22 protein-coding genes are annotated in these 24,410 nt (G+C 69.3%); 13 read left to right on the plus strand and 9 right to left on the minus strand.

The genetic code is table 11. From position 1 onward, the window contains the following. The first annotated feature begins 47 nt into the window (after nt 1–47). On the plus strand, nt 48–2,192 hold the full coding sequence (locus ADK66_RS27605; RefSeq protein WP_053660400.1) for a prolyl oligopeptidase family serine peptidase: 2,145 nt from the start codon (nt 48–50) through the stop codon (nt 2,190–2,192). A 287-nt stretch (nt 2,193–2,479) separates the two neighbouring features. Here ADK66_RS27605 and ADK66_RS27610 read toward each other — a convergent pair whose 3' ends face one another. After that, on the minus strand, nt 2,480–3,043 hold the full coding sequence (locus ADK66_RS27610) for a TetR/AcrR family transcriptional regulator (RefSeq protein ID WP_053660402.1): 564 nt from the start codon (nt 3,041–3,043) through the stop codon (nt 2,480–2,482). A gap of 81 nt (nt 3,044–3,124) precedes the next feature. Between ADK66_RS27610 and ADK66_RS27615 the strand changes: the two genes are divergently transcribed. From ADK66_RS27615 to ADK66_RS27625, 3 genes are all read left to right on the plus strand, one after another. Continuing rightward, a complete protein-coding gene (locus ADK66_RS27615) occupies nt 3,125–4,009 on the plus strand; it encodes an NAD(P)H-binding protein (protein WP_053660404.1) in 885 nt (294 codons plus the stop codon). A 156-nt stretch (nt 4,010–4,165) separates the two neighbouring features. After that, complete coding sequence (locus ADK66_RS27620; protein WP_053660406.1) at nt 4,166–4,573, plus strand: nitroreductase family deazaflavin-dependent oxidoreductase; 408 nt, start codon at nt 4,166–4,168, stop codon at nt 4,571–4,573. 428 nt (nt 4,574–5,001) lie between these two features. After that, entirely contained in the window at nt 5,002–5,859 is an 858-nt protein-coding gene (locus tag ADK66_RS27625) for an ATP-grasp domain-containing protein (protein ID WP_157552982.1), read from the plus strand. A gap of 6 nt (nt 5,860–5,865) precedes the next feature. Here ADK66_RS27625 and ADK66_RS27630 read toward each other — a convergent pair whose 3' ends face one another. Then, nucleotides 5,866–6,390: a YfbM family protein gene (locus ADK66_RS27630; RefSeq protein ID WP_053660410.1), complete on the minus strand. Its 525-nt coding sequence runs from the start codon at nt 6,388–6,390 to the stop codon at nt 5,866–5,868. Nucleotides 6,391–6,671: 281 nt separating this feature from the next. On the opposite strand from ADK66_RS27630, the gene ADK66_RS27635 reads away from it, so the two are divergent. Together ADK66_RS27635 and ADK66_RS27640 are read left to right on the plus strand one after the other, a co-directional pair. Beyond that, nucleotides 6,672–7,535: an alpha/beta fold hydrolase gene (locus ADK66_RS27635; RefSeq protein ID WP_053660411.1), complete on the plus strand. Its 864-nt coding sequence runs from the start codon at nt 6,672–6,674 to the stop codon at nt 7,533–7,535. An 80-nt stretch (nt 7,536–7,615) separates the two neighbouring features. After that, on the plus strand, nt 7,616–8,194 hold the full coding sequence (locus ADK66_RS27640) for a DinB family protein (protein WP_053660413.1): 579 nt from the start codon (nt 7,616–7,618) through the stop codon (nt 8,192–8,194). Nucleotides 8,195–8,347: 153 nt separating this feature from the next. On the opposite strand, the gene ADK66_RS27645 is transcribed toward ADK66_RS27640, so the two are convergent. The 6 genes from ADK66_RS27645 to ADK66_RS27670 form a co-directional block, all read right to left on the minus strand. Continuing rightward, nucleotides 8,348–9,034, minus strand: coding sequence for a uridylate kinase (locus ADK66_RS27645; protein WP_053660415.1), 687 nt, complete (start codon nt 9,032–9,034; stop codon nt 8,348–8,350). Nucleotides 9,035–9,422: 388 nt separating this feature from the next. Beyond that, the gene (locus tag ADK66_RS27650; protein WP_053660417.1) at nt 9,423–11,165 is read right to left on the minus strand and encodes an ABC transporter substrate-binding protein; all 1,743 of its coding nucleotides are present in this window, start codon (nt 11,163–11,165) and stop codon (nt 9,423–9,425) included. 146 nt (nt 11,166–11,311) lie between these two features. After that, complete coding sequence (locus tag ADK66_RS27655; protein WP_053660419.1) at nt 11,312–12,298, minus strand: ABC transporter permease; 987 nt, start codon at nt 12,296–12,298, stop codon at nt 11,312–11,314. A gap of 8 nt (nt 12,299–12,306) precedes the next feature. Then, nucleotides 12,307–13,314, minus strand: a complete 1,008-nt coding sequence (locus tag ADK66_RS27660; protein WP_053660421.1) for an ABC transporter permease — start codon at nt 13,312–13,314, stop codon at nt 12,307–12,309. Further along, entirely contained in the window at nt 13,311–14,417 is a 1,107-nt protein-coding gene (locus tag ADK66_RS27665) for an ABC transporter ATP-binding protein (RefSeq protein ID WP_231640219.1), read from the minus strand. The genes ADK66_RS27660 and ADK66_RS27665 overlap by 4 nt, the downstream gene beginning before the upstream one ends. Continuing rightward, entirely contained in the window at nt 14,414–15,469 is a 1,056-nt protein-coding gene (locus tag ADK66_RS27670; RefSeq protein WP_053660423.1) for an ABC transporter ATP-binding protein, read from the minus strand. The genes ADK66_RS27665 and ADK66_RS27670 overlap by 4 nt, the downstream gene beginning before the upstream one ends. A 276-nt stretch (nt 15,470–15,745) precedes the next feature. On the opposite strand from ADK66_RS27670, the gene ADK66_RS27675 reads away from it, so the two are divergent. The 6 genes from ADK66_RS27675 to ADK66_RS27700 all read left to right on the plus strand — a co-directional run bounded on the left by ADK66_RS27675 (nt 15,746) and on the right by ADK66_RS27700 (nt 23,291). Beyond that, complete coding sequence (locus tag ADK66_RS27675) at nt 15,746–16,294, plus strand: Uma2 family endonuclease (RefSeq protein WP_053660425.1); 549 nt, start codon at nt 15,746–15,748, stop codon at nt 16,292–16,294. Between the two features lie 33 nt (nt 16,295–16,327). Continuing rightward, nucleotides 16,328–17,764 (plus strand): TldD/PmbA family protein, encoded by a 1,437-nt coding sequence (locus tag ADK66_RS27680; protein WP_053660427.1) that lies wholly within the window; start codon nt 16,328–16,330, stop codon nt 17,762–17,764. Nucleotides 17,765–17,822: 58 nt separating this feature from the next. Next, nucleotides 17,823–19,220, plus strand: a complete 1,398-nt coding sequence (locus ADK66_RS27685) for a TldD/PmbA family protein (RefSeq protein ID WP_082377702.1) — start codon at nt 17,823–17,825, stop codon at nt 19,218–19,220. Nucleotides 19,221–19,482: 262 nt separating this feature from the next. Further along, entirely contained in the window at nt 19,483–20,289 is an 807-nt protein-coding gene (locus ADK66_RS27690) for a hypothetical protein (protein ID WP_053660429.1), read from the plus strand. A 12-nt stretch (nt 20,290–20,301) separates the two neighbouring features. Next, the gene (locus ADK66_RS27695; RefSeq protein ID WP_053660431.1) at nt 20,302–22,230 is read left to right on the plus strand and encodes a fumarate reductase/succinate dehydrogenase flavoprotein subunit; all 1,929 of its coding nucleotides are present in this window, start codon (nt 20,302–20,304) and stop codon (nt 22,228–22,230) included. Continuing rightward, complete coding sequence (locus ADK66_RS27700; protein ID WP_053660433.1) at nt 22,227–23,291, plus strand: succinate dehydrogenase/fumarate reductase iron-sulfur subunit; 1,065 nt, start codon at nt 22,227–22,229, stop codon at nt 23,289–23,291. The genes ADK66_RS27695 and ADK66_RS27700 overlap by 4 nt, the downstream gene beginning before the upstream one ends. Nucleotides 23,292–23,441: 150 nt before the next feature. On the opposite strand, the gene ADK66_RS27705 is transcribed toward ADK66_RS27700, so the two are convergent. Next, complete coding sequence (locus ADK66_RS27705; RefSeq protein ID WP_053660435.1) at nt 23,442–23,882, minus strand: (deoxy)nucleoside triphosphate pyrophosphohydrolase; 441 nt, start codon at nt 23,880–23,882, stop codon at nt 23,442–23,444. A gap of 183 nt (nt 23,883–24,065) precedes the next feature. Between ADK66_RS27705 and ADK66_RS27710 the strand changes: the two genes are divergently transcribed. After that, nucleotides 24,066–24,374: a 4a-hydroxytetrahydrobiopterin dehydratase gene (locus ADK66_RS27710; protein ID WP_053660437.1), complete on the plus strand. Its 309-nt coding sequence runs from the start codon at nt 24,066–24,068 to the stop codon at nt 24,372–24,374. Nucleotides 24,375–24,410: the final 36 nt, after the last annotated feature.

The following is a 24,410-nucleotide window of genomic DNA, read 5'->3' on the forward strand; positions in this document are numbered from 1 at the left end:
GCCCAGGTCGGCCACATCACGCCCGGTGCGGCTCTACGATTTGGTCTGTGGACTTTCCGGAACTGGCCGCCCGCACCCGCCGGTTCAGCCACGGCGCGCCACGCGCGGTCTCGGTGGCCGAGGACGGCTCCCGGGTGATCTTCCTGCGCTCCGCCGGGCCGGAGGATCCGGCGGACGCGCTCTGGCTGCTGGACGTGGCGACCGGCGAGGAGCGGCTGGTGGCCGACCCGGCGACCCTGCTCGGCGCCGACGGTGACGTCCGGGCGCTCTCCGCCGGTGAGCGGGCGCTGCGCGAGCGGCTGCGGCTCACCGCCGAAGGCATCGGCTCGTACGCGCTTGACGCCGCCGGCCGGGTGGCGGTGTTCGCGCTGGCCGGGCGGTTGTTCCGGGCCGATCTGGTGCACGGCGACGTGGTGGAGGTCGAGGCCGTCGGCCCGGTGCTCGACCCCCGTCCGGATCCAACCGGGCAGCGGCTGGCGTACGTGACCGACGCGGCCGAGGGCGTACGCCGAGGTGAGCTGCGGGTGATCGAGGCCGACGGCACCGACACCCTGCTGGCCGGCGAGGACGCCGGGGTGAGCTGGGGGTTGGCCGAGCACATCGCGGCCGAGGAGTTCAGCAGGTACCGGGGCTACTGGTGGGCGCCGGACGGCCGGATGGTGCTCGCCGCCCGGGTGGACGAGTCCCGGCTGGAGCGCTGGCACCTGCACGACCCGGCCGAGCCGGGCAGCGCGCCGACAGCCGTCGCGTACCCCCGTGCCGGTGGGCCCAACGCCGAGGTCAGCCTGCACCTGCTGGACCTGGACGACGGCTGGGTCGACGTGCACTGGGACCGGGAGACCTACCCGTACCTGACCGGGGTCAGTTGGGGCGAGGGCAGCCCGCTGATCACCGTGCTGCGCCGTTCGCAGCAGCACGGGCTGGTGCTCGCCGTTGATCCGCGTACCGGTGAGACACAGGTGCACGCCGAGCTGGCCGACCCGCGCTGGGTGGAGCCGATCGCCGGCACCCCGGCGCACCTGCCGGACGGCCGGGTGCTGGTCGGCGGGGAGTTGGCCCACGACGGGTACGACGCGCGCTGCCTGTTCGCCGACGGCACCCTGCTCACCCCGCCGTCGCTGTACGTGCGGCGGGTCGTGGGTCGGCTGCCGGCGAAGAGCGGCCCGGCCGACCTGCTGGTCGAGGCGAGCGACGGTGAGCCGAGCGAGCGGCACCTGTTCCGGGTCCGCACCACGATCGGCGGCGGGGTGGACGCCCGGCGGATCACCACCGACTCGGGGTGGCACACGGCGGCCGTCGGTGGGGACGTGCTGGTGATCGGGACGGCGTCGCTGGACCACGCCGGCGTGCGGTGGACGGTGTCCCGCGCCGGGCAGCAGGTCGCCGAACTGCTGTCGCTGGCCGCCACCCCGCCGTACTCTCCGCTGCCGCTGCTGGAACGGGTGACCGACCGGCGGCTGCCGGCGGCGGTGCTCTACCCCGACAACCACGTGACGGGCCGCCGGCTGCCGGTGCTGCTCGACGTCTACGGCGGCCCCGGCCACCAGGAGGTCGTGGCCGCCCGCGCGGCCTGGCTGGAGCGGCAGTGGTGGGCCGACGCCGGCTTCGCGGTGGTCACCATCGACAACCGGGGTACGCCCGGAGTGGCCCCGTCGTTCGAGAAGGCGATCCACCGGCGGGTGGCCGACGTGATCCTGACCGACCAGGTGGACGCGCTGACAGCCCTCGCCGGCAAACACCCGGACCTGGACCTGAGCCGGGTCGGCGTGCGCGGCTGGTCGTTCGGAGGTTGGCTGGCCGGGTTGGCGGTGCTGCGCCACCCAGAGCTGTTCAAGTGCGGGATCGCGGGCGCCCCGGTGACCGACTGGGCGCTGTACGACACGGCGTACACCGAGCGTTATCTGGGGATGCCGGAGGACGGCATGGACGTGTACGCGCACCACTCGCTCATCGAGTTGGCCGCCGAACCGGTCACCAGCCGGGACCAGGCGCGCCCGTTGCTGCTGGTGCACGGCCTGGCCGACGACAATGTGGTTGCCGCGCACACGCTGCGGCTCTCGGCGGCGCTGCTCAGCACCGGCCGGCCGCACGCCGTACTGCCGCTGACCGGGGCCACACACATGGCCGCGAACGGCACCGCCGAGCGGCTGCTGCCGCTGGAGCTGGACTTCCTGCGTACCCACCTGCTGTAGCCCGCATTGCGCTGGCTGGCCGCTCCGCTCCGCCGCGCTACGCCGCGCCGTGCCGTGCCGTGCCGCGACGTGCCGCGCCGTGCCGTGCCGCGACGTGCCGTGCCGTGCCGCGCCGCGCCGCGCCGTGGATCTTGGACACTTTCCGTTCGCGCCTGACGGAAACTGTCCAAGATCTCCTGGTGGCGCAGCCTGGACTGGCCGATGGGCGCGTATCGCGGCCAGCGGTCAGCGCCTCGCGGCCAGCGGCCAGCGGTCAGCGCCTCGCGGCCAGCGCTCGCGGTCAGCGGTCAGCGGTCAGCGCCGCGGATGCCGTCGAGCAGGAGGGCCACGTACCGACGCCAGTCGTCGGTACCTGTCATGTTCGCCATGGCGCCACGGCTGATGAGGACGAAGTCGTCAGCGAGGAAGTCGGCACGGAGGTGACCTGCGGCAACGGCGCGCTGAACGATGCGTTCGATGATCGTCGCGAACTCTGTCTTCTGGGCGTCGATGTCCGCCCAGTTCGGCTCTTCCGGACCGAGGATCGCGACGCGAAACGCGGCGTCGGTCTGCGCGGCTTCCAGATAGCCCAGTAGCAGGGCCTCGAAGGCGGTCCACGGGTCCGCGACATCCTCGGCGGCGCGAGCCAGCGTTGTCATCGCCGTGAACCGGCGACCGATGATCGCGGCGAGTAGCGCCTGCTTGTCGGCGAAATGCCGGTACAGGGTTCCGACGCCCAGGCCGGCGCGTTCGGCGATCTCGTCCATCTGCACCGCGTCGCCCCGCTGGGCGAACAGTTCACTGGCGGCGTCGAGAACGGCTTCGCGGTTGCGTCGGGCGTCGGAGCGCAGCGAGCGGTCGGGAGCAGTCATGGCAGCCCCATCGTAATTGACGTTCAAGGTCGGACGGCGTTAGATTCGGAACCGGAATTCACCTTCAGCTTAGGAGTTCTCATGATCGTGGTCACTGCGCCGACCGGACAGATCGGCAGCCAACTCGTCCGACAGTTGCTCGACCGGGGCAGCCGCGTCCGAGTGATCGTCCGCGACGTCACACGCCTGGACGCCACCGTCCGCGAGCAGGTCGAGGCCATTGAGGGCTCCCACGACGACCCGACTGTGCTCGACCGGGCGCTGCCCGGAGCCGACGCATTGTTCTGGCTGGTCCCGCCGAACCCGCAGGCGCCGAGCGCCGAGGAGCACTACCTGACCTTCGCCCGAGCCGGCGCCGCCGCCATTGCCCGCCACCAGGTGGGCCACGTGGTCGGGGTGACCAGTGCCGGGCACGGCTGGTCCAACCCGGCCGGCGTTCTGTCCGCAGCCTTCGCCATGGATGCCGAGCTTGCGAAGTCGGGTGCCGCCTACCGGGCCCTGGCCATGCCCTTCTACATGGAGAACCTGCTCGGACAACTCGATGCGATCCGCGGGCAGGGCACCTTCTCTCTGACCTGCGCCGGCGACCTTCCGCTTGCCACGGTTGCGACGCGCGACATCGCCGGCGCGGCTGCCGACCTGCTCACGGACCTGTCCTGGACCAGACAGGAGACCCTCCCCCTCTTCGGACCAGACCGCCTCACCCCGGACGACATGGCCGAGGTGATCAGCCAGGAACTCGGCCGGCCAGTCACCTACCGCCGGACGGCCCTGGAGGACTTCGCGGCGATGCTGCGCTCCCGGGGCGCGAGCGATCAGGCGGTCAAGGACCTGACCGAGATGTTCACCGCCCAGGACGACGGCATCTATGACGTCGATTGGGCTCGCGCGAAGCCCGCGCCGACAGACTTCCGGACCTGGTGCAGGCAGGTGCTGACACCTGCCGTCAACTCCCGGGAATCCTGACCCGGCCGGATTCTCAATCGCCGGGAAGGACCGCCGTCTGCGACTCGAGCGCTACGTGCCGTCGTCGCCGGGCTTGCTGAAGCCCAACGCGTGGCACGTTCTGGCCGAGACTGTCAGGATTCGTTGTCGAGTGTCGATGCATGGGCAGGAGAACCGATGAGCGGCTGGAATGACAAGGTCATCGAAGAGTTTCGCGCCAACGGTGGGCAGGTCGGTGGTCAGTTCGCTGGCGCGCCGCTGCTGCTGTTGCACACCGTCGGCGCCAAGAGCGGCCAGAGTCGCGTGAACCCGATGATGTACCTGAAGGTGGACGGCGGCTACGCCGTGTTCGCGTCCAAGGGCGGTGCACCCACCAGTCCCGACTGGTACCACAACCTGCTCGCCCAGCCTCGGGTGCGCGCGGAGATCGGCACGGAGACTGTCGAACTGGTCGCCAGGGTTGCCACCGGGGATGAGCGGGAACGGATCTGGAACGCGCAGAAGGCCGCGTATCCAGGCTTCGCCGACTACGAGCAGAAGACGACCCGACAGATCCCAGTCGTCGTACTCGAACCCGCGCCGTAAGACCGACAGGGCCCAAGCGCCCGCCGGCACGGGCGCGCTCCCAGGTCCTGGCGGAGCCGGACGAGTGCCGGGCCTGGCCGGACGATGTGCACGTGATGACGGGCTCCATCGGTCAACCGTTGACCTCCGCGGAGGTCTTCGCCGACGTGGACGCCATCTTCTTGGCCGGTGCAGGTCCCTCGACTGTCGAAGCGTCGTTGGCGCTCGCCCGTGACGCCGGCGTACGGCGGATAGTGCTCCTGTCTTCCCACGGACCGGAGTACGAGCAGTGGAACCCGCACGTACGACGAATGGGTCGTCGAGAACGTTCACCTGTTTCGCTGACCAAGGGAGCACGCCGCAGGCGGGGCGGTGCACTCTCGTGCCGCTGACGGCGCGGGGCTGGATAACCGTTGGTGGCCATGGCGTGGGTCGGGCAGCATCGGGGCATGATGCTTCTCGTTCCCTGCGACCCGCTGCGGCCGCGCCGCCCGGATGAGCATTTCGCGTCGGAGGTGCAAGCCGCTCGAGAAGCTGGCCTGACTGTCGCTGTGGTCGACCACGACGCGCTGGCCCGAGGCGACGACGTGGGACGGGCGGTGGCGTCCGTGCCCAGCGGCGGCACGGCCATCTATCGAGGCTGGATGCTGGGCAGTGAACGGTACGCCCGCTTCACGCAGGTGCTCGCTGAGCGGGGCGTGACGGCCCGTACGACGGATGAGCAGTATCGGCGGGCGCACGAGTTGCCCCGCTGGTATCCCGTGCTGGCGGCGGTCACGCCACGCTCGACATGGACCACGACCGCAGACCGGGCGGACTTCGACAAGGCCCGGCTCGCTCTCGGTGCGGGCCGGGTCGTCCTGCGCGACTACGTGAAGTCGATGAAGCACTACTGGGACGAGGCCGCCTTCATTCCGGACATCGCAGATGAGGACGCCGCGTGGAAGGTCGCCAGCCGGTTACGGCAACTGCGTGATGACGACTTCGTCGGCGGCTTCGTGCTGCGCGAATTCGAGTCGTTCACCTCAGCGGAGGTACGGACATGGTGGGTGGATGGCCGGTGCGTCCTGATCGGGCCGCATCCGGACACCCCGTACGACAAACCGCCAGGTGACATCGACCTGCACTGGCTCACTCCGCTGATCGGCGCTCTGGGCCTGCCGTTTGTGACCGCGGACCTGGCGCTGCGCGCCGACGGCGTGTGGCGGGTCGTCGAGGTGGGCGATGGGCAGGTCAGCGACAGACCCATCAGCATCGATCCAGCCATGTTCATCGCGGCAATGGTTGGAGCGGTGCGCGCGGGATGAGAAGCCTCAGTCGAGCCAGCAGATCACCGCGTCACCATCTCTGGCGGCTGCCGCGAAGAAGCTCCGGATGTCGGGCAGGTAGTGGGCCGCCCACACAAGTTCGTCGAGGCTTTCCCACGGCCCGGGGTAGACGTCGGCCCGTTTCAACTCCTGCGGGTCGACACCCCGGATGAGGTCGTCTTCGGTGAGCGCCGCCAGCTGCGACGCCGCCGTCGCTACCTGGGCCGGTGTCAGGTACGAGGGCGGCCCGTAACCCCAGTCATCTTCGAGGTTCTCCAGGAAATCGAACATCTCCTCGCTGTCGGGTTCGACGTCTGGAAACTCCACGAAGCTCTCCGCGCCGAGGACCAGCGGAATCTCGAAGCCCAGCCGATCGAGGAGGAAATCAAGCGCGTTCCATGCTTTGTCGGTGCCGGCCCAGCGCCCGGAGTCGCCGTCCCGTTCCGTCATGGCGAGTTCGTATGCCCAGTTGAGGTCAGCCCTCGCCTGTTCCAGTTGATCCGGCGAAACGCGCAGCCAGTTGCCGTTCATGCTCACCCCGACAGGCTAAGTGCTTGTTACGACAGCCCTCGTTACCGACGGGTCGACACGGCCGCCAGCCAGGCGTGTCCGGGATGTACCCGCATAAAAAAGGCGGGGCAGCGAAGTCCAGCATCCCGCCCAACGGGCTTCGAGCGCCGGAAGGTCACCCGGCGATGCCCGGATACCTCCGCCTGGCAACCGGCCACTCATCGCACGAACCTGTCCGGGACCACTGCCTGCCTCGGCGGAGTGGACGTTTGCCTGACGGGCCTTCTGGACACTTGTCGCTCATGTTCGAGGGCTTCGCGGACGAGCGGATCGACGTCGGGGAGGTGGAACTTCGGGTCCGGCACGCGGGGCGAGGACACCCGGTCCTCCTCGTCCACGGGCATCCGCGTACCGGATCGACGTGGCATCGGGTCGCACCGCAGCTTGTGGATCGCGGGTTCACAGTCGTCTGCCCTGACATGCGCGGCTACGGGCAGTCGGGGAAGGCGCGGATCCTCTCCGACCACTCACAGCAGTCCAAGCGGACCGTCGCGGCGGACCTGGCCCGGCTGATGAACGCCCTCGGCCACCCGACGTTCTCCGTCGTCGGACACGACCGCGGCGCGTACGTCGCGCTGCGCCTGGCACTGGACCATCCCCGCGCGGTCATCCGCCTGGCCGTTCTCGACGGTGTGCCCATCAGCGAGGCCCTCGCCCGATGCGACGCCACATTCGCCCGCGATTGGTACCACTGGTTCTTCTTCGCCCAGCCGGACACGCCGGAGCGGGTGATCAACGCCGATCCCGACGCCTGGTACGCCAGCAAGGCTCGGCCCGAGATCATGGGAGCCGAGAACTACAGGGAGTTCCGGCAGGCCATTCACGATCCCGCCACCGTCCGGGCAATGCTGGAGGACTACCGCGCCGGCCTCGGCGTCGACCGGGAGCACGAGGAGGCCGACCGGCGCGCCGGCCGCACAGTCGGCTGCCCGATGCTTTTCCTCTGGTCGACGGAGGACGACATGGAGAAGCTGTACGGTGATCCGCTCGCCGTCTGGAGGCAGTGGGCCACCGATCTCAGTGGCCACCCGATCGAGTCCGGACACCACGTCGCTGAGGAGAATCCCGACGACCTGACCGCGGCGCTGCATCACTTTCTCACCTGACCGTCCGGCCCGCCACCGTCCGCCCATGCCACTTCGCGCGGGGCACACGGAGGTATCGCGGGGATGGAATCCTGGGCGGCATGACGGACCTCGACGCCAAGGCGAATCTCCATCTGTACCTACGGGAGGCACGCGAGGCGCTGCTCGGAAAGCTCGACGAGCTTTCCGAGTACGACGTACGGCGCCCGCTCGTGCCGACCGGCACGAACCTCCTCGGGCTGGTCAAGCACGTGACAGCCATGGCCGCCGGGTACTTCGGTGAGACGTTCGACAGCCCCTTTCCCGAGTTCGTCCCGGGCCTGGACGAGGACGCCGAGCCGAACGCGGACATGTGGGCCACAGCCGACGAGTCCCGCGACGATGTCGTCGGCCTGTGGCACCGAGCCTGGGCGCACGCGGACGCGACGATCGACACGCTTGCGATCGACGCGCCCGGCTCGGTGCGGTGGTGGGGCCACACACCGGTGACCCTGCACCACATCCTCGTGCACATGCTCGCCGAGGTGAACCGGCACGCCGGGCACGCCGACATCGTGCGTGAGCTGGTCGATGGCCAGGCCGGCTGGCGGCGGCCCGGCGACAACGTGGTCGAGGGCGACGAGGCGTGGTGGACCGCCTACCGAGAGGGGCTGGAATCGACCGCCCGCAAGTTCCTTTGAACGACCGGCAGGTCCGACCATTCGGGAAACTGCTCGTCGATCAGGGCGCGTACCTGCTCAACAGCCGATCATGACCGATGGCTCAGATGCCGATAACCTCCACGGCCATCAGACCATGGTCAAGAAGCTCCATGAAAGCGTAGGTGGCTCAGGTCAGCGTGTTTGGCTCTCCCAGACCGGCTGCTGAGGCTCGTCGTTGTGCACGACGATGTCGACGTGCTCGGTCGGGCGCACTGTGTCGAAGTAGAGCTGTTGGGAAGGGATGTACCGCTCGCGCCAGCGCCGTTCGATGTCGGCCCGAGATGACACCCGCCGCTCTCGGATCACGGCACGTTGCACGGTCTTCTCAAGCGCGATCGACACAAGGATTCTCAGGTCCCACCGATCAATCAGCTCCGGACGCATGAGAAAGACGCCGTCGAACACCAGCACGGCGTCGGCGGGGGCTGTGTTGACCGACGGGGACAGCACAGCATCGGCGGTGCGGTCGTACGCCGCGGGTTGGAAGTTTCGGTCTCCGCCCGGGCCGAGAGGATCGAGCAAAACACGGTTCAGCGCGCCGTAGTCGTGGGCGTCGAAGTAGCAGCCTTCGGCCGAGTACTCGCCGCGCGGATAGCGTTGCGCCCGGGGGAAGAGGAAATCGTCGATCGTGGCACGGATGACGTCGCGGCCCTGTTCGCGCAGGACGACGGCCAGTTCATCGGCGAGGGTGGTCTTGCCGGCGGCGGGCGGTCCGTCGACAGCTACCCGTACCGGGTGGGCGACGGTGACGGACCCGACGGCCTGACACAGGCGGCCGAGCAGCTCCGCGCGGCGCGACCCAGGCCGCTTCTCACTCACCGCAACTGGCAATCTTGGACAGTTTCCGTCATCGCCTGACGGTAAGTGTCCAAGATCTGCCCCGCTGTTCTCCCTGTGCTCGTCGAGCGACAGGTCGAGAGTCGGACTCATTCCGAATCCGTAGCCGGGGTTCGGCCCGCTGAGCCACGTGTAGTCGGTGCCGTTGCACTCGTTTCGGCGGAGAGCGAACGTCTCTCCATCGACGGCAAGAGTGAGCGACGTGGCACCTCCAGTCTCGGGGCGCAGGCCGGGCACAGCCTCCGCAGGGATCCCCTGGTCGCCGTCGCCGTCGCCGCCATCTGGGTAGATCGCCTTCACAAGGCCATCTTCACAGCAAGGTCCCCTCCCGACGACGTGTCGGGAGGGGACCCGCTTGCGGTGCGAGAACTTACGGCTTGACGTACGCGTTGACGAACGACGGGTAGCCGAAGACGCTGGAGATGAAGACACCGCCGGCCTTGGACCCGTGCACGTTGTAGGCCACGTCGACGTACAGCGGCACCACCGGCGCGTGCTCCTTCATGATCCGCTCGTCGAGCTTGGCCCACTCCGGGCCCTGCTCGGACGGGGCCAGCGCCAGGATGCGGTCCATCTCGGCGTTGATCGTCGGGTCGTTGAAGTAGGACTGGTTGCTGTTGCCCGCGGCCTTGATGGTGCGGCCGTCGTAGAGCACCGGCAGGATCGATGCGCCGCTCGGCCAGTCCGCCGCCCAGTTACCGATGTACAGGTCCCAGGGGTTGTCCTTCTTCTTGATCTCGTCGAGCTTGGCGTCGTCGGAGATGTTCCGCAGCGTGATCTTGAAGCCGGCCCGCTCCAGGTTGGCCTTGAGCTGGGCGCCCTGCTGCTGCTCGGTGGTGTTGTCGGCGACACCGAGGACCAGCTCCGGCGTCTGCCCGCCGAGCAGCTCCTTGGCCTTGGCGACGTCACCGTTGGGGCCCGCCGGGTACGCCTCGTACGCCTTGTAGCCGATGGTGGCCGGCGGCATGAGCGTGGTCAGCGGCGCGGCGACGGTCTGCCCGCCGAGCGCCTTGATCATGCCTTCGCGGTCGATGGCGTAGTTGAGCGCCTGGCGGATCTTCAGGTCCTTGACCCGCTGGTTGTTGATGACGAGCTGGTTGGCGCTCGGCGTCGGCGACAGGATGCTGCGCGACTTCAGCGAGGCGTCACCGACCACCTTGGCGACGAGCGAGGCGGGTACGGCGTTGAAGGCGAGCGCGCTCTGGTCGGCGCCGTTGTCGGCGATCACCCGGTTGTTCGCGGCGTCGGCGGTGGGGCCGAAGGTCCAGACGAACTGGTCCGGGTACTGGTGCCGCACCGGGTCGGTGTTCGGGTCCCAGTTGGGGTTGCGGTCCAGTGTGATCTGCACGCCTACCTGGTTCTTGGCGACCTTGTAGGGGCCGGAAGAGAACGGCTGCTTGTCCAGGTCGACACCGGTGTCCTTGTCCGGCGGCAGCGGCGCGGTGGTCGGCAGCGAGACCGCGAACGGCAGGTCGCAGCGGGGCTTGGCGAACTCGAAGCGCAGCGTCTTGTCGTCCGGCGTGCTCAGGCCCGGCGGCAGCGACGTCTTGTTCTTCTTGAAGTCCCACTTGGTGTCGAACTGCGGGCTGTCGGCCAGCCACTCCTGGATGTAGGTGGGGCCGCCGGACAGGTCCGGGTCGAACGAGCGGGCGATGCCGTACGCGATCTCCTTGGAGGTGATCGGCCGGCCGTCCTCGAACTTCACCCCGTCCTTGACAGTGAATTCCCAGACCTTGCAGTCGTTGTTGACGTTCTTGCCCGGGGTCTCGGCCAGGTCACCGACCAGGACCAGGCCGCCCTTGCCGTCGTCCTTCCAGGTGGTCAGGTAGCGGGCGAAGAGCGGGTTGGCCATCAGACCGGCGAACGAGTACGTCCGCTGCGGGTCCAGGTGGGAGATCGGCGACTCCCGGATGATGGTGAAGGTGCCGCCCTTCGCGGCGCCCTCGACCTCGGCCGCCGGCCCCTGCGAGTCCTTGGGGTCGGTCGCGATGACCCCGGTCTGCTTGCGCTCGGTGTCCACAGTGGTGCCCTCGCCCGTGTTCTTCGAGCACGCACCCAATGTCACAACCAGAGCGATCGCGCCGCCTGCGGCAGCCACCACGCGTGGTCTCATGAAGTACCCCCTTCACCCATGTGCCGTGCGGTTTCGTCGGGGCGAGAACCGCCGACGTCCCGAGGATCGTATGGAAGAAAACCTACGAGTTGTGTAACAGTTGTCGATAAATTTCGCCATCGGGCGGCGCGGCGGGCAGCCGACCGTCACCGCAGTCGTACCCGGGGATCGATGGCCGCGTAGAGCAGGTCCACAAGCACGTTCGCCAACACCACGAAGACGGCCGCGATCAGCACGGTGGCCATGATGGTGGGCAGGTCGCCGGAGCGGACGGCGTCCACCGCCGTACGCCCCAACCCCTGGATGCCGAACGTCGTCTCGGTGATCACCGTGCCGCCCAGCGCCCCGCCGACGTCCATCCCGGCGATGGTCACCACAGGGGTGATCGCCGCGCGGAGCGCGTGCCGCCCGTACACCTTGGGTTTGGCAAGGCCCTTGGCCCGTGCCGTGCGGACGAAGTCCTCCGACAGCGTCTCCAGCATCTGCGCCCTGGACAGGCGGGCGTAGATGGCCGAGAACAGGAAGGCCAGCGCCACCCAGGCGAGCACCAGCCCATTGGCCCACTTCACCGGATTGTCGAAGATCGACGTGTAGCTAGGCACCGGTAGCCACCGCAGGTTGTAGACGAACACCAGCAGCAGCACCGCGCCCACGAAGTAGAGCTGCAACGAGGCGCCGGTCAGCGAGAAGCCGATGGCGGCCCGGTCAAGCCAGGTGCCCCGACGCAGCGCGGACACCATGCCCAGCCCCACACCGAGCAGCAGCCAGAGGATCGCCGCCGGGATCACGATGCTCAGCGTCACGGGCAGCACCCGGGCGATGGTGTCCGAGACAGCCTCGTTGGTGACGTACGACCAGCCCAGGCAGGGTGCGTCGCACCTGCCGCCCTGGGCGCTGCCCAGGTCCCGTCCGGTGACGATGCCCTTCATGTAGCCGGCGTACTGGCTGATCAGCGGATCGTTGAGGCCCAGGTCGTCGCGGACCCGCTCCAACCGCTCCGGGTTGCAGTTCTTGGAGCAGATGCTGCTCACCGGGTCGCGCGGCAGGGCGAAGAACATGAGGAACGTCAGCACGCTCACCGCGAAGAGGGTCAGCACCGCCGAGAAGAGTCGCTTGATCAGAAATCGCGTCATGGGGACCCCTACCGGGACGACTTCGGGTCGAGCGCGTCCCGCAACGCGTCGCCGAAGAGGTTGAAGGCGAACACCAGCGCGAAGATCGTGATGCCCGGGAAGAACACGTACGCCGGGTCGGTCTGGAGGAAGTCCAGACTGCGGTAGATCATTCGGCCGAAGCTCGGCGTCTCGTCGCTCAGACCGACGCCGATGAAGGACAGCGCGGCCTCACTGGTGATGAACTGCGGCACGGCCAGGGAGAACGACACCAGGATCGGCGCCCAGATGTTCGGCAGGAGCTGCCGGAAGATGATGTGCCCCAGCCCTGCCCCGCTGGCCTTGGCCGCCTCCACGAACTCCCGCTCGCGCAGCGCGATCACCTGCCCGCGTACCAGTCGGGCCGTGCTGGTCCAGCCGAAGACGGCGAAGACGGCGATCAGCACACCCACGCCGAAGGCCGCCGACACCTGCCCCCGCTCGCCGTAGAAGCGCAGCGTGAGCGTGGGGGTGAGGGCCAGCGCGATGATCAGGAACGGCATGGCCAGGGTCAGGTCCGTGATCCAGTTGATCACCGCGTCGAGCCAGCCGCCGAGGTAACCGGCGAGCGCGCCGAGCACGACACCTATCGTCGCGGTGATCAGGGCCGCCGCGAGCGCGATGAACAGCGATGTCCGCAGCCCGTAGATCAGCCGGATGAAGATGTCACGACCCAGCCCCGGCTCCAGACCGAACCAGTGGTCCCCGGTGACCCCGCCGGCGTACCCCAGCGGCATGCCGAAGCCGTCCAGCAGATTCTGGAACTGCTCGCGCGGGCCGACGCCGTAGGCCATCTCGATCAGCGGGGCGGACAACCCCAACACCATGAAGAAGATCAGGAGTACGCCGCTGACCACGGCAGTCCGGTCACGGCGCAGCCGCAGCCAGGCGAGCTGGCCGGGCGAACGGCCCACGACACCCTTCGCCGCGGGCTCCCCCGGGTCACCGCCGGACTCGATCTCGGCCAGCGCCACACCCTCCACCGGCGACAGGCTCACGACGACACCTCCTCGATTGCCGCTGCGGTCCCGCGACCCTGCGCGCCGGCCCCGCCGGCCGCTTTCCCTGGGCCGGCCGCCGTCGCCGGACTGGCTGCGGCCTCCGCGCCGGCTGCCTCCGGGCCGGCGCCCGGTGGTTCCGGGAAGTGGCAGGCCGTGGCCTGGTTGCCGCCGTCGCGCGGCACCAGCGCCGGCTCCTCGGTGGCGCAGATGTCCTGCGCCTTCCAGCACCGGGTCCGGAACCGGCAGCCCGACGGCGGGTCGAGCGGCGTGGGCACGTCGCCGGTCAGCCGGATCCGGCCCGCCGGGCCGAGCTGGGTGACGTCCGGGATCGCCGAGAGCAACGCCCGGGTGTACGGGTGCTGCGGGCGCTCGTAGATGTCGGCCCGATCGCCGATCTCCACGATCCGACCCAGGTACATCACCGCGACCCGCTGGCAGAAGTGCCGCACCACGGCCAGGTCGTGGGCGATGAACACGAACGCCAGGCCCAGCTCCCGTTGCAGGTCGCGCAGCAGGTTGACCACCTGCGCCTGGATCGAGACGTCCAGCGCGGAGACCGGCTCGTCGGCGACGATCAGCTTCGGCCGCAGGGCAAGCGCGCGGGCGATGCCGATGCGCTGGCGTTGACCGCCGGAGAACTCGTGCGGATACCTGTTGTAGTGCTCCGGGTTCAACCCGACAAGCTCCAGCAGCTCCTGCACCCGGGCTTTGATCCCGCCCGGCGGCTTGATCCCGTTGACCTGCAACGGCATCGCCACGATCCGGCCGACTGTGTGCCGCGGGTTCAGCGAGGCGTACGGGTCCTGGAAGATGATCTGTAGTTCCTGGCGCAACGGGCGCAGCTCGCGCCGCCCGGCGTGGGTGATGTCCCGCCCGGCGAACTCGATGGTGCCCGACGTCGGTTCCAGCAGCCGCACGAGCATCCGGCCGGTGGTGGTCTTGCCGCAGCCTGACTCCCCCACCAGCCCGAGCGTCTCGCCGGGGCGCACGTCGAAGTCAAGCCCGTCGACGGCCCGCACGAGGCCGGTGTCGCGCAGCCCTTGGCGTACCGGGAAATGCTTGGTCAGACCACGGACCCGCAGCAGCGGCTCCTCGCTCATCGCGCCACCCCCACGGATGCGACGTCCTCGGCGTAGCGCTCGGCGCGCTCCTGGGCGCTCAGGTGGCAGGCGACCAGGTGGCCGTCCGCGCCGGCCGGCAACAACTCGGGCACCTCGGTGCGGGACCTGTCGCCGTTGCGGCCCGCGTACCGGCAGCGCGGGTGGAAGGCGCAGCCGGACGGCAGGTTGATCAGGCTGGGCGGGTTGCCGGGGATGGGCAGCAGGTCCGCGTCCGCGTCGCCGTGCAACGACGGCACGCTGGAGAGCAACCCCCAGGTGTACGGGTGCTGCGGCGAGCGGAGCACCTGCTCGACGCTGCCGTGCTCGACGGCCCGCCCGCCGTACATGACAAGCACCTCGTCGGCGACCTGGCCGACCACACCGAGGTCGTGGGTGATCAGGATGATCGCGGACTGGAACTCGGCCTGGAGGTCGGCGAGCAGATCCAGGATCTGCGCCTGCACTGTGACGTCGAGCGCGGTGGTCGGCTCGTCGGCGATCAGCAGCGCCGGGTCGTTGACCAGCGCCATAGCGATCATCACGCGCTGGCGCATGCCGCCGGAGAACTCGTGCGGGTACTGGTCGAAGCGCCGCGCCGGCTGCGGGATGCCGACCCGGTCCAGCATGTCCACGGCCCGCTGGCGGGCCTCGCGCCGGTTGGCCTTCGGGTGGTGCACCCGGTACGCCTCGGCGATCTGCCGGCCCACCGTGTAGTACGGGTGCAGCGCCGACAGCGGATCCTGGAAGATCATCGCCATGTCCCGGCCGCGCAGCCGGCGTACCTCCTCGTCGGCAAGGCCCACCACCTGCCGGCCGCCGACGGAGATCTCCCCGGTGATCGTGGTGCGCTTCGGGTCGTGCAGACCGAGGATGGCCAGCGAGGTGACGCTCTTGCCGGAGCCGGACTCGCCCACGATGCCGAGGGTGCGACCGCGCTCGACGGCGAACGACACCCCGTCGACCGCACGCACCACGCCGTCGGAGGTGTCGAACCGGACCCGCAGATCACGTAACCGCAGGTAGGCGTCCTGGTCGTCGCGCTGCGCCGGCACAGCGGGATGGTCGTCCGGTCTCCCGGACGGCGCCGGAGTCGAGCTGTCCACGGCAGCCTCCCTCAGTGACGAAGAGAACTTACAGGAAGGTTCTGAGGGTGAAAATAAGCTACGGGCCGGCACGTGTCAGCGGGCCAGAGCGTAACGAGTCGGCATCGGCCCCGCAGTCCCGTCACCTCGCCATCCACGGCCGTTCATCCCGAATCCGCACCCCAGGTGCGACCATGGCGAGAGGAGCCAGCAGAGGATGCCCGTGGCACGAGGTGGAGGTGACCCATGACCGCGGCGGTGTTCGATCACGGAGGTCCGTGGACCGAAGAGGAGTTCCTCGCCCTCGGCGAGACGCAGGATCGCGTCGAACTCTTCGACTGGAGCCTCCACGTGACCCCAGGACCCACTCCACGGCATCAACGAATCTCCCGCAAGCTCGGCAACATCCTGGAAGCAGCCGCGGAGGTGGCCGACCTTGAGCTGCTGGAGGCGGTGAACGTCCGGCTCCAGCCAGGTCGAATACCAATTCCCGACCTCGTCGTGACCAACGCAATCGATCTCGACGAGCCAAACGTCGAGTCATCTGACGTGCGACTGGTGTGCGAGATCATCTCGCCGAGCAACGCGTCCACCGACAAAGTCCTGAAGATGCACTACTACGCCGCAGCCGGCATCGAGTGGTACCTGCTGGTGGAGCAGACGACGGGCGCAATGCGCCTTTACCAGCGGCAGGGCGGCCACTACGTGGAGAGGGCGACGACGAAGCGCGGCGAGGTTCTGGAGTTGACGGAGCCGGTGCGGGCCACGATCCGGCCGGAGGATCTCGTCCCCTGACGGGTGTCGGTCGGCTGGCCTAGGGTCGGTCGCATGACCGAGTTCGACGCGGCAAGCGCCGCCGTGCAGGCCGCCCTCGACGCGGGCGCCCGCTACGCCGACGCCCGGGTGATGCACCGCCGCTACGAGTCGATGACGGCGCGCAACGGCGACGTGGAGGAGCTGACCCAGGACGAGAGCATCGGTCTCGGCGTCCGGGCGCTTGTCGGGTCGAGCTGGGGCTTTCACGCCGTACCCGATCTGTCGGACGCCGCCGCCCGCGACGCCGGCCGCCGCGCGGCCCGGACGGCCGCGGCGAGCGCACGGGTGCCCGGCCCGCCGGTGGACCTGGCGCCGGTCGAGGCGGTGACCGCGAGTTGGGCCTCCGACTGCCGGCTCGACCCGCTCGGGGTTCCGTTGTCGGACAAGGGCGACCTGCTTGTCGAGGCGACACGCACGATGGTCAGGCATGGCGCCGACCTGGCCGAAGGGCTCTACCAGATCTGGGACACCGCGAAGTGGTTCGTGTCCAGCGAGGGCCACCGGATCGACCAGCGGATCCGTGAGTGCGGCGGTGGCATCTCGGCCACGTCGATCGGCGACGGCGAGACGCAGCGGCGTTCCTGGCCCAGCTACCGGGGGCAGTACGGCACCACCGGTTGGGAGCTGGTCGAGTCACTCGACCTTGGAGCGCACGCCGCGCAGATCGCCGAGGAGTCCCGGGCGTTGCTGACCGCACCGCCCTGCCCGGCCGGCGAGACCGACCTGATCCTCGGCGGCGAGCAGTTGGCGTTGCAGATCCACGAGTCGGTCGGGCACGCCATCGAGCTGGACCGGATCCTCGGCTGGGAGGCAGCGTTCGCCGGCACGTCCTGGCTTGACCTGGCCCAACTCGGCTCGCTGCGTTACGGCTCCGGGCTGATGAACATCACCATCGACCCGACCATCCCCGGCGCGCTGGGCAGCTTCGGCTTCGACGACGAGGGCTCCCCGGCGGTGAAGCGGGACGCGGTCCGCGACGGTCGCTGGGTGGGTGTGCTCGCCGGCCGGGACTCGGCCGCCATGGCCGGCCTCGACTACGGCGGGAGCGTCCGCGCCGACGGGTGGGCGCGGCTGCCGATGGTGCGGATGACGAACGTCGGCCTGGAACCTGGCCCGCACACCCTGGAGGAGATCATCGCTGCCACCGACGACGGGGTGCTGATGGATCTCAACCGGTCCTGGTCGATCGACGACAAGCGGCTCAACTTCCAGTTCGGCTGCGAGGTCGGCTGGGAGGTCAAGAAGGGTCGGCGGGGGCGGATGCTGCGCAACCCCACGTACACGGGGATCGGCCCGCTCTTCTGGCGTTCGATGGACATGCTCTCCGGCGAGACGGTGTCCTGGGGGACGCCCAACTGCGGCAAGGGCCAACCCGGCCAGACCGGGCACACAGGCCACCCGGCCGCGCCGGCGCGCTTCCGCGGCGTCCGGGTGGGGGTGTCGGCGTGAGCGCGAGGAGTGAGCCGGGTTTGCGAGCCCCGCAGTCGCGAACGAAAGGAGCCGCGGCGTGAGCGAGCTGGAACTGGCGGGGCAGGTCGTCGAGTTGGTGCGGCGGCTTGGTGGTCCGGGGGTGCAGGCCGAGGCGGTCGTGACGCGGGCGGATCTGGCGCTGACCCGGTTCGCCAACTCGGCCATCCACCAGAACGTCTCGGAGTCGACCGTCGGTGTCCGGCTGCGGCTGCACGTGGACGGGCGTACGGCCGCCGGCAGCGGCAGCGTGGTCACCGCGGACGGGCTGCGGGCCCTGGTGGAGCGCACCCTGACCGCGGCACGGCTCTGCCCGCCCGATCCGGGCTGGCCGGGCCTGGCCCCGCCCGTACCCGTGCCGGACGCCCCGCCTGTCGACGAGGCCACCGCGCACGCCGAGCCCGATGAGCGTGCCGATCGGGTACGCGCGTTCGTGGCCGCCGCCGGTGACCTGACCACCGCGGGTTACTGCCGTACCTCGCATCGCTCGTCTGCGTTCGCCAACTCGGCGGGGCACACCGCGTACGGCAGCTCTGTGGAGGCGGCGATGGACGGCATCGCCCGTCGCGACGGCGCGGACGGGGTGGCACGGCGCTGCGCGGACCGGCTGGCCGACCTGGACGGCGCGGAGTTGGGCGCGCACGCGGCCGCGAAGGCGCGGGCGGCGGCCGACCCGGTCGAGTTGCCGCCGGGGCGCTACGAGGTGGTCTTCGAGCCGGCCGCCGTGGCGGACCTGCTGCAGAACCTGTCCTGGTACGGCTTCAACGGCAAGCGGTACGCCGAGCGGCAGTCGTTCGCCGAGCCCGGGGTCGCCCAGTTCGATCAACAGGTGACAGTGGTGGACGACCCGTTGGGCGCGTCGGGGTTGCCGTTCGACGCGGAGGGCACCGGCCGGCGGGCGCTGACACTGGTGGACGCGGGCACCACCCGGGCGGTCGCCCACGATCGGCGGACGGCCGCCGACGCGGGTGCGGAGTCCACGGGGCACGCGATCGCGGGCGGTGCCACCTGGGGTCCGATGGCGCGCAACCTGCGTCTCGCGGGTGCCGTGGCCGGCCCGGCCAGTGCTGTGGGTCGGAGTACCACGGGCACGGCGGCCGGCGCGGTCGTCGACACGGACACTGCCGCGCTGGTCGCCGGGATGCGGCGCGGACTGCTGGTCACCGATCTGTGGTACACGCGTGTCCTCGACCCGAAGAGCCTTGTCGTCACGGGGTTGACACGTAACGGGGTATGGCTCGTCGAGGACGGCACTGTCGTGCGGGCGGTACGCGATCTCAGGTTCACCGAGTCGTACCCAAGGGCGCTCGGTCCGGGCGCGGTGCTGGCGCTCGGCGCGCGGCCCGTGCGTCAACCGGACCGGGTGGACGGTACGTGGTGGACGGCCCCGTCGGTGCGACTGGCGTCCTGGCACTTCACGGGAGGCGCCTCGGGCTGATCAGCCGGGCGGAGAGTGATCTTCTTAACATCGAGCCATTGATCGGCGTGCCAGGGCTTTTCCGCAGGCCAGACACACGGGACACTCCCTTGCGCGGACGGCCCGCAAAGATCGGCGTAACGTGTGTCACTTAGCTGCGCCGGTCATCCGGTGTGGTCGTTGGTGTGCGCATGACGTGGCAGCGGGTGCGGGTTCGCCGGGCCGCGTGCCGACCGGAAGAAGATCAGCCCGCCCGTACGGGCCCGTCGAGGAGACGACTCGAATGACTTCAACGGCAACGAGGCCGAGGGGGGCGCGGGCGCGCGCCGCCATCGCGGCGAAGACGTTGCGTACCGACCGCTGGTGGATCGCCCCGCTGATCACGGTGATCGGGCTGAGCGCCTGGGTCGCGTACGCGACGGTCCGGGTCTTCATGCACAAGTGGTACTGGGTCGACCAGTACCACTACCTGACCCCGTTCTACTCGCCCTGCGTCACCGAGCGGTGTGTCGAGAGCGCCTCACACTTCGGCCGGTTCCTGCCCGGCTGGTGGATCATCCCGGACGCGGCGCTGACCCTGCCGTTCCTGCTGCTGTTCCGGCTCACCTGCTACTACTACCGCAAGGCCTACTACCGGTCGTTCTGGCTGTCCCCGCCGGCCTGCGCCGTCCCGGACGGCCACAAGGAGTACAGCGGCGAGACCCGTTTCCCGCTGCTCGGCCAGAACCTGCACCGCTACTTCTTCTACGCCGCCGCGATCATCTCGCTGATCAACACCTGGGACGCGATACTCGCCTTCCACTCACCACAGGGCTTCGGCTTCGGGCTGGGCAACATCATCCTGTTGTTCAACGTGGTGATGCTGTGGGCGTACACGATCTCCTGCCACTCCTGCCGGCACATCATCGGTGGCCGGCTGAAGCACTTCTCCAAGCATCCCGTGCGGTACAAGGCCTGGACGTTCGTCTCGGCGTTGAACGTCCGGCACATGCAGCTCGCCTGGATCACCCTCGGCACCCTGGCGCTCACCGACTTCTACGTCATGGCGCTCGCGGCCGGCTGGTTCTCCGACCTGCGGTTCATCAACTAAAGGGCCCCCGACATGACCACTACCACTCGCATCGAACGACACCACTATGACGTCGTCGTCATCGGGGCCGGCGGCGCCGGTCTGCGCGCGGCGATCGAGGCCCGGCTCGCCGGCAAGAAGACCGCGATCATCTCGAAGTCGCTCTTCGGCAAGGCGCACACGGTGATGGCCGAGGGCGGCGCCGCGGCCGCGATGGGCAACGTGAACAGCCGGGACAACTGGCAGGTGCACTTCCGCGACACCATGCGCGGCGGCAAGTTCCTCAACAACTTCCGGATGGCCGAGCTGCACGCGAAGGAGTCGCCGCAGCGCATCTGGGAGCTGGAGACGTACGGGGCGCTCTTCGACCGCACCAAGGACGGCAAGATCTCGCAGCGCAACTTCGGTGGCCACGAGTATCCCCGGCTGGCGCACGTCGGCGACCGCACCGGCCTGGAGCTGATCCGTACCCTCCAGCAGAAGATCGTCTCGCTCCAGCAGGAAGACAAGCGCGAGTTCGGCTCGTACGACGCGCGGATCAAGGTCTTCTCCGAGACCACGATCACCGAGCTGCTGCTCGACGGTGACCGGGTCGCCGGCGCGTTCGGCTACTACCGGGAATCCGGGGAGTTCATCCTCTTCGAGGCGCCCGCCGTGGTGCTGGCGACCGGCGGCGTCGGACGCTCCTACAAGGTCACCTCGAACTCGTGGGAGTACACCGGGGACGGTCACGCATTGGCGCTGCGCGCCGGGGCGACTCTGATCAACATGGAGTTCCTCCAGTTCCACCCGACCGGCATGGTCTGGCCGCCCTCGGTGAAGGGCATCCTGGTCACCGAGTCGGTCCGCGGTGACGGCGGCGTCTTGAAGAACTCCGAAGGCAAGCGGTTCATGTTCGACTACGTCCCCGACGTCTTCCGCAAGCAGTACGCGGAGACCGAGGAGGAGGCGGACCGCTGGTACACCGACCCGGACAACAACCGCCGTCCCCCGGAGCTGCTGCCCCGCGACGAGGTGGCCCGAGCGATCAACAGCGAGGTCAAGGCCGGTCGGGGCTCCCCCGCCGGTGGCGTCTTCCTGGACATCGCGAGCCGGCGTTCGGCCGAGGAGATCCGGCGGCGACTGCCGTCGATGTACCACCAGTTCAAGGAACTGGCCGACGTCGACATCACGGCCGAGCCGATGGAGGTCGGACCGACCTGTCACTACGTGATGGGCGGCGTCGAGGTGGACCCGGATTCGGGTGCGGCCTTCGGCCACGTACGCGGGCTGTTCGCCGCCGGTGAGGTCTCCGGTGGCATGCACGGCTCCAACCGGCTGGGCGGCAACTCCCTGTCCGACCTGCTGGTCTTCGGTAAGCGGGCCGGTGGGCACGCGGCCAGTTACGCCGACGGGCTGGACGCCCGGCCGAAGGTCGCCGTGGACGCCGTCGAGGCGGCTGTGGAAACCGCTCTCGCGCCGCTGCAGCGGGACACCGGCGAGAGCCCGTACACCCTCCAGCAGGACCTCCAGGTGGTCATGGGGGATCTGGTCGGGATCATCCGTCGCGAGGGTGAGCTGGCCGACGCGCTCGTGCGGCTGGCCGAGCTGCGCGAGCGGGTGGCGAAGGTGAGTGCGGCCGGCGGTCGGCGCTACAACCCGGGCTGGCACCTGGCCCTGGACCTGCGCAACATGCTTGTGGTTTCGGAGTGCACCGCGAAGGCGGCGCTGGAGCGGCAGGAGTCGCGCGGCGGGCACACCCGGGAGGACTACCCGGCGATGGAGCCGAAGTGGCGGCAGGTCAACCTGGTCTGCTCGCTGGACGGCGACACCGTACAGCTGACCCGTAAGCCGCTGCCGAAGATGCGACCGGAGCTGATCGGCCTCTTCGACCGGGCGGAGCTGGCCAAGTACCTCACCGACGAGGAGCTCGCCGACTTCGACGCTCTCGTCGCCGACGCTGGAGAGGCGGACAACCGATGAGCGCGAAGCGTCAGTTCCGGATCTGGCGGGGCGACAAGACCGGCGGCGACCTGCAGGACTACATGGTCGAGGTGAACGAGGGCGAGGTCGTCCTCGACGTCATCCACCGCTTGCAGGCCACCGACGCGCCCGACCTGGCCTGCCGGTGGAACTGCAAGGCCGGCAAGTGTGGCTCCTGCTCCATGGAGATCAACGGCAAGCCGCGGCTGGGCTGCATGACGCGGATGTCGACCTTCGAGGAGACCGAGACGGTGACGGTCACCCCGCTGCGCACCTTCCCGATCATCCGGGACCTGGTCACCGACGTCTCGTTCAACTACGAGAAGGCGCGGGAGACTCCGGCGTTCGCCCCGCCGGCGGACGTCGCCCCGGGCGACTACCGGATGCAGCAGGTCGACGTCGAGCGCTCGCAGGAGTTCCGCAAGTGCATCGAGTGCTTCCTGTGCCAGACCGTCTGCCACGTGATCCGTGACCACGACGAGAACAAGCCGGCGTTCTCCGGCCCGCGGTACTTCATCCGGGCAGCGGAACTGGACATGCACCCGCTGGACGCCCGGACCGACCGCAAGGAGTACGCACAGGCCGAACAGGGCCTCGGCTTCTGCAACATCACCAAGTGCTGCACGGAGGTTTGCCCCGAGCACATCAAGATCACTGACAATGGGATCATCCCCATGAAGGAACGGGTCGTCGACCGCAGGTACGATCCCCTTGTGTGGCTTGGTAGCAAGATCTTCCGTCGGGGCGAGACGCCCCAGACCAGCGTGACCACCGCCCGTCAGGGCTCGGCGACGTCGCCGGGCGCGGCAAGGGGCGGGGTTCACTCGCACGCGGGTGGCTCGCACGACCCGCAGGCCGAGGCGCAGGCGCAGAGCGGCGTCAACTGGCACCGGGAGGTGCCCCACCCGACCGCCCCAGCGGTCGACGAGCGGGGCAAGCTGCCGCTCACCGAGTTGACGTTCGACAGGCCTGCCGCGCCGTCGCCGTTCGGCGACGACGTGACCTTCCCGCTGCCTCCGGACGAGCTCAACTTCGCCCACCCGGACCAGGACAAGCACTAAACGGACAGCACGAAGGGCCGGCGGCACAGCCGCCGGCCCTTCGCTGCACCCCGCCCTACCGCACTCCCCTGCGCCCGCGCTTGCGCGCCCTGCGCCCCTGCCGTTGCGCCCGCCGGAAGAGAGCGCCGGCCCCGGAACGGTGGTGCGGCGTTACGGAGTTTCGAGTAGGGGCCGTAGGGCCGCCACGATGGGCGCGTCGGCGGGGAGCCAGGTCACCGAGTCCAACTCGTCGGCGGTCAGCCAGCGCAACCCCTCGTGCTCCAGGGCCTGCGGCTGGTCGTCGCCCACCAGGCGCGCGGCGTACACCTTCAGCACCGAACGACCGTGGGCCATCCGCACGTTGCGGCCGACCCGTTCGCCGATCTCGACGCGTACGGCCAGCTCCTCGGCGCACTCCCGGATCAGCGCGTCGGTCTCGGTCTCCCCCGGCTCGACCTTTCCACCAGGGAATTCCCACATGCCGGCCACCTCCGGCGGGGCGGCACGCGCGCACGCGAGCACCCGCCCGTCCCGGATGATCGCCGCCCCGACGATCACTTTCAGGTCCCGTCGTTCGCCCTGCCCGCCACCACTCGCCCGTTCGGTCTGCACGGGCGTCCAGGGTGCCAGATCAATCGGCGGTTTGGGTGCCGTCGTCGTCCGCAAGGCCAACAGAACACGGAAGTGTGGGCGTGGACACCTCCCACGAGCGGGGACAAACTAGAGAGCACCGACAAGACACGGGATGGCGACGATTTGGCCACAAGCCGACAACGGCGCTTGGGGGGTGCGGTCATGCGGGTGTTGTTCAACAGCCGAGCCAAGCACGATTATCTGTCCGACGCGTTGACCCTGTTATCCGGGTGGACGCGGGAAGGCGAACAGATCCGGCGAACCCTCGTGATCGACGATACCCAACATGCGGCGTTGACAGAACGGGTGAAGGTGGTTGCGGACGCACTGCACCTACGCCCCGAAATCAGCCGTCGGTCCGACAGCACCCAGATCCGGGTCGGGCACGGCAACGGCGAGCCTCTGACCGAGGGCGAGGTCCTGCTGGCCGCCCGCATCGAGGACGCGTACCGGGCGGTCACCGAGTCCTGAGCCTGACCGCGCCACGGCGGCTGGCGCCGGTTTTCT

The sequence above is a fragment of the Micromonospora sp. NRRL B-16802 genome (assembly GCF_001279555.1).
Classification (GTDB): Bacteria; Actinomycetota; Actinomycetes; order Mycobacteriales; family Micromonosporaceae; genus Micromonospora; species Micromonospora profundi.

Coding starts and splice junctions, on each gene's coding strand:
- ADK66_RS27640 (WP_053660413.1), top strand. CDS start 7,616: ATGACGGACCTCGACGCCAAGGCGAATCTCCATCTGTACCTACGGGAG.
- ADK66_RS27680 (WP_053660427.1), top strand. CDS start 16,328: ATGACCGAGTTCGACGCGGCAAGCGCCGCCGTGCAGGCCGCCCTCGAC.
- ADK66_RS27655 (WP_053660419.1), bottom strand. CDS start 12,298: ATGACGCGATTTCTGATCAAGCGACTCTTCTCGGCGGTGCTGACCCTC.
- ADK66_RS27635 (WP_053660411.1), top strand. CDS start 6,672: ATGTTCGAGGGCTTCGCGGACGAGCGGATCGACGTCGGGGAGGTGGAA.
- ADK66_RS27700 (WP_053660433.1), top strand. CDS start 22,227: ATGAGCGCGAAGCGTCAGTTCCGGATCTGGCGGGGCGACAAGACCGGC.
- ADK66_RS27650 (WP_053660417.1), bottom strand. CDS start 11,165: ATGAGACCACGCGTGGTGGCTGCCGCAGGCGGCGCGATCGCTCTGGTT.
- ADK66_RS27690 (WP_053660429.1), top strand. CDS start 19,483: ATGACTTCAACGGCAACGAGGCCGAGGGGGGCGCGGGCGCGCGCCGCC.
- ADK66_RS27610 (WP_053660402.1), bottom strand. CDS start 3,043: ATGACTGCTCCCGACCGCTCGCTGCGCTCCGACGCCCGACGCAACCGC.
- ADK66_RS27675 (WP_053660425.1), top strand. CDS start 15,746: ATGACCGCGGCGGTGTTCGATCACGGAGGTCCGTGGACCGAAGAGGAG.
- ADK66_RS27710 (WP_053660437.1), top strand. CDS start 24,066: ATGCGGGTGTTGTTCAACAGCCGAGCCAAGCACGATTATCTGTCCGAC.
- ADK66_RS27695 (WP_053660431.1), top strand. CDS start 20,302: ATGACCACTACCACTCGCATCGAACGACACCACTATGACGTCGTCGTC.
- ADK66_RS27630 (WP_053660410.1), bottom strand. CDS start 6,390: ATGAACGGCAACTGGCTGCGCGTTTCGCCGGATCAACTGGAACAGGCG.
- ADK66_RS27620 (WP_053660406.1), top strand. CDS start 4,166: ATGAGCGGCTGGAATGACAAGGTCATCGAAGAGTTTCGCGCCAACGGT.
- ADK66_RS27625 (WP_157552982.1), top strand. CDS start 5,002: ATGATGCTTCTCGTTCCCTGCGACCCGCTGCGGCCGCGCCGCCCGGAT.
- ADK66_RS27665 (WP_231640219.1), bottom strand. CDS start 14,417: ATGAGCGAGGAGCCGCTGCTGCGGGTCCGTGGTCTGACCAAGCATTTC.
- ADK66_RS27615 (WP_053660404.1), top strand. CDS start 3,125: ATGATCGTGGTCACTGCGCCGACCGGACAGATCGGCAGCCAACTCGTC.